This window comes from Methylocaldum sp., from assembly GCF_039794385.1.
GTDB lineage: Bacteria > Pseudomonadota > Gammaproteobacteria > Methylococcales > Methylococcaceae > Methylocaldum.
The window spans coordinates 1-4,247 of the sequence record NZ_JBDIVO010000379.1 but is presented as its reverse complement, the minus strand read 5'-3'; the positions used below and the strand labels follow the sequence as shown (position 1 = coordinate 4,247).

General features: G+C 57.8%; 5 protein-coding genes. 1 reads left to right on the top strand and 4 read right to left on the bottom strand.

What is annotated here, in order from left to right; translation table 11 throughout:
- A partial coding sequence (gene tnpA / locus ABJK70_RS21090; RefSeq protein WP_086133333.1) for an IS200/IS605 family transposase occupies positions 1 to 413 on the bottom strand: 413 nt, incomplete at its 3' end.
- Here tnpA and ABJK70_RS21085 point away from each other — a divergent pair.
- Positions 354 to 1,697, top strand: coding sequence for a transposase (locus ABJK70_RS21085; protein WP_347259017.1), 1,344 nt, complete (start codon positions 354 to 356; stop codon positions 1,695 to 1,697). The two genes, tnpA and ABJK70_RS21085, sit on opposite strands and share 60 nt — an antisense overlap.
- A 112-nt stretch (positions 1,698 to 1,809) precedes the next feature.
- On the opposite strand, the gene ABJK70_RS21080 is transcribed toward ABJK70_RS21085, so the two are convergent.
- From ABJK70_RS21080 to ABJK70_RS21070, 3 genes are all read right to left on the bottom strand, one after another.
- Entirely contained in the window at positions 1,810 to 2,583 is a 774-nt protein-coding gene (locus tag ABJK70_RS21080; protein ID WP_210024285.1) for a PRTRC system ThiF family protein, read from the bottom strand.
- Positions 2,584 to 2,702: 119 nt separating this feature from the next.
- On the bottom strand, positions 2,703 to 3,857 hold the full coding sequence (tnpB, locus tag ABJK70_RS21075) for an IS200/IS605 family element RNA-guided endonuclease TnpB (RefSeq protein WP_156881740.1): 1,155 nt from the start codon (positions 3,855 to 3,857) through the stop codon (positions 2,703 to 2,705).
- 147 nt (positions 3,858 to 4,004) lie between these two features.
- A partial coding sequence (locus ABJK70_RS21070; protein WP_347259016.1) for a hypothetical protein occupies positions 4,005 to 4,247 on the bottom strand: 243 nt, incomplete at its 5' end.

Genomic DNA, 4,247 nt, shown 5'->3' with positions numbered 1-4,247 from the left:
CAGTGCGGAGTCTGCTGCTGCTCGATGTACTGGCGCACGATGGAGATTGGTGCGCCGCCGCAGCTTGAGGCGAAATAGGACGGCGACCATAGCACGCCTTTCCAGTACCGCTTCTGAATATCGGGCCGTTCCTTGCGCAGCAGGCGGCTGGACACGCCCTTGAGGCTGTTCACAAGGTTCGAGACGGCGACCTTGGGCGGGTACTCGACCAGCAAATGCACATGGTCGTCCTCGCCGTCCATCTCTATCAGTTGCGCCTCGAAGTCGGCGCAGACCTTGGCGAAGATCGTGCGCAGTCGGTCAATGGCGTCGCTGTCGAACACGTTGCGACGGTGTTTCGCCACAAAGACCAAATGGACGTGCATCTTGAAAACGCAGTGCCTTCCATGCCGAATATCGTTGTTATCGCTCATAGACCAAACTATACTGCTCGCATGCGGCGACTCCAAGCCTACCAGTACGAACTCAGACCAGACGGCCAGCAAGAGCGGCAAATGCGCCGCTTCGCCGGCTCGTGCCGGGTCGTGTTCAATGAGGCGCTGAACTTGCAGAAGCGGCGTTACGAGCAAGGCGAGAAGAAGCTCGGCTACGCCGGGCTGTGCAAGGAACTCACGGCGTGGCGCAACGGCACGCCGCTGCCCTCCGGTCGTACCGCGCCTTGGCTGGCCAATGCCCCCGTCCATCCGCTGCAACAGGCATTCAAGGACCTGGAGCGGGCTTACGCCAACTTCTTCGCCAAGCGCGCCGCGTTTCCGCGCTTCAAGAAGAAAGGCCGGTCCGACAGCTTACGCTACCCCGACCCGAAACAGATCAAGCTCGATCAGGGAAATAGCCGCATCTTCCTGCCTAAGCTCGGCTGGTTGCGCTACCGCAACAGCCGCAAGGCTCTGGGCACGGTGAAAAACGTCACCGTATCGGCCATTGGTGGCAAATGGTTCGTATCCATCCAGACCGAGCGCGAGGTGCCGGAACCTGTCCATCCATCGACGAGCATCGTCGGCGTGGATTTGGGCGTAGCAAATTTCGCCGCCCTGTCCACCGGCGAGATCATCGCCCCAGTGGATGCGATGAAGCGCCATGCACAACGATTGGCCCGGTATCAACGAGCCATGAGCCGCAAACAGAAGTTTTCCAAAAACTGGATCAAGGCGAAGGCCCGTATCCAGAAGCTCCACACCCGGATCGGCAACATCCGGCGCGACCATCTGCATAAACTCTCCACCACCATCAGCAAAAACCACGCGGCGGTCGTGATTGAGGACTTGCAGATACGGAATATGTCCAGGTCAGCGTCGGGGACGGTCGAACAGCCGGGGAAAAACACCCGCGCCAAGGCGGGACTGAACCGATCCATCCTCGATCAGGGGTGGTTCGAGTTCCGTCGCCAGCTTGAGTACAAACAGGCTTGGCGCGGCGGGATCGTGGTGGCGGTCGATCCACGCAACACCAGCCTGGGCTGTCCGGTGTGTGGGCATGTGGCAAAAGAAAACCGAATCACCCAATCCCGGTTTGAATGTGCCCACTGCGGCCACACGGCGCATGCCGATGTGAATGCCGCCGTGACCATATTGGCGGCAGGGCATGCCGTCATGGCCTGTGGAGGGGATGTAAGACCCTGCCTGCATCTCGGTGCAGGCAGGGCAGCTCCGGCGAAGCAGGAACCCGCCGAAGCGACTCACGCTGCATACGCAGCATGAGCGCCGTAGGAATCTCCGGCCTTCAGGCCGGGGAGGATGTCAAGTGTTCCCAGAGTTTCACGAATTGTTCACTATTGTTGCGTAATAACACTGCCACCAAACACACCTTTTTTCAACGTAGAATATTGATCGGTGTCATGACGCCTTTCCGTATATCCACATAGGCACCGTGGTGGTTTAATCCACCATGTCTCAGCAGTGACCAGACCAGTTGCATGACGACGTTGGCGATGGCGCGGTTGACCGGCAAGTCCTGGTTAGCCAGCGCTTCCTCCATGCTGCACGACGGCAAGTTGTCATCGGCCATGCCGTCCAGCTCGGGATAGAAATCAAACACGGATGGCAAAGCCACGGCACCGTCTTTTGCTTGCCCCAGCCACCCGAGGATGACTTGCCCGGAGTGCAAACCGTTTCCGGCATCCAACCAGAGCACCCTTTGCGGATCGTCCGCAAACGACTTGGCGAGGTCAGCGCGAAACTGAGCGACATCCACGCAGGTAATCAGCAAATCACGCTGGCCTGCGTTTCCGTCTCGGTTGATATCGAACATGCGCGGCTCGGCGTTCCAATCCAGGCCGAACAAATAATTGATTCGCTGCACCGAAACCAGCGCCTTGTTGTGCCCCAGGTCCGCCGGATAGAACGCCTGTCGGCCGATGTTGGGACGCTCCACCCGATCTCCATCCCAGGCCCGGACATACAGCCCAGGATGGCCGAGTTCGCGGATGGCGTAATCGATACGGGCAAGGCTGGAGAGAACCTCCGAGCCGGTTCCGCCGATGCCGATGACCTCGATTCGAACCCGGCGAGTGAACCATTCGGATGGGGTGCAAAATTTGTAAGGTCGGATATGGGTATCCATAGGGTTCACTATCTTCTGTCCCATTGACATCCTCCCCGGCCTGAAGGCCGAGGATTCCTGGTTGTCGCCTTCCAGGTTCCTGCTTCATCGCCCGGTGCCTCTTTGGCTCAACCGCCGAGGACTTACCCAAGCTCCACAGGCTTCTAAGCTCCCGCGTGCCCCGCGGTACTTTTCTCGTGCAGCCTGAGCGCGTCGGCTCCGGCGAGTATTGCCAGTCCTGCACTCAGGATATTCTTGGCGGCGTTGACATCCCGGCAATGCTCGGCCCCGCACTCCGGACAGGTCCATGAACGAACGTCCAGCGTGAGCGTGTCGAGGATGTGACCGCAGGTCGAGCAGCGTTTGCTCGACGGATAAAACTTGTCGATCTGAACAAAGGTCCTCCCGTACCAATTGGCTTTGTACTCCAATAGCCGGGTTATATCGGCCCAGCCCACATCCGATATGGCCTTTGCGAGATTTGGATTCTTGACCATGTTCTTGACTTGCAAACTCTCCACGGCCAGCACTTGGTTCTCGTTCACCAGCCGTGATGTGAGTTTGTGCGCCCAGTCCTTGCGACTGTCGGCGATCTTCGCGTGAAGCCTGGCCACTTTGAGGCGAGCTTTAGCGCGGTTCTTGGACCCCTTTTGCTTCTTCGCCAAACGCCTCTGAGCACGGGCCAGCTTGCGTTCTGCTTTGCGCAGATAGCTGGGATTGGGGATTTTCTCCTCCTCGCTCAGGATGACAGCATCCTTCAGCCCCAAGTCGATACCGACCATCTTGTTGACGACCGGTAACGGCTTGATCTCTTCCTCGACCAAAATCGATATGAAATACCGACCCACCGTGTCTTTGCTGACCGTAACGGACGATGGTTCCCCTTTGAATGAACGGCTCCAACGGATATTCAGAGGCTCATCCATCTTTGCGAGATAAATCTGTCCGTCCTTCCAGCGAAACCCCGATCTCGTGTAGCGAACGGATTGCTTGCCGTGCTTCTTCTTGAAAGTCGGATATTGCGCCCGACCTTGTAGGAAGTTTTTGAATGCCGCGTCGAGATTTCGCAGCGATTGCTGCAAGACGACATTCGAGACTTCTTGCAGAAAGGCCATGTCCGGTTGCTGCTTCAATTTCGTGAGCAACTTGGCGGTCTCGTTGTACCCAATCCGCCTCTGTTCCTGATAGAACGCATCCGTCCGAGCCCGCAGGAAATGGTTGTATACGAACCTGGCGCACCCGAACGTTTGCGACAGGATGGTTTCCTGTTCTGCAGTCGGATAAAAACGATAGCGGTAGGCGCGCTGAACGACATTCATGATGTGCTAATTTAAAAAATCCTTAAGCCTCTCCTTGGCGTTCCGCCGACATTGCGTCCGCTCAACGCCGCGCTATCCTTCCCCGCCCTGAACGGCGGGGTCTGACGCGCAGACGGATCAAACAGACCAACAAATGTTCTTGCGGAGTCATCGGGCATGCGTCCGAATAAATTCATCGACGGTCATGCCCATCGGCACCAATCGCTCGACGGGGAACGTTTCAACCTTCTTCCTGGCCAGGGCAGCCCAGAATCGAAAGTGCGTCCTGTCATCCACGGGCGCGTCGTTCTCCTGGAATAGCGTCAATCGGTTATTGACGTGGGAAAACGCGGTATCGAACAGTACCGCTTCCCAACCCGCCATGTCCTCGATGCCGCACCCGCCGGGCAG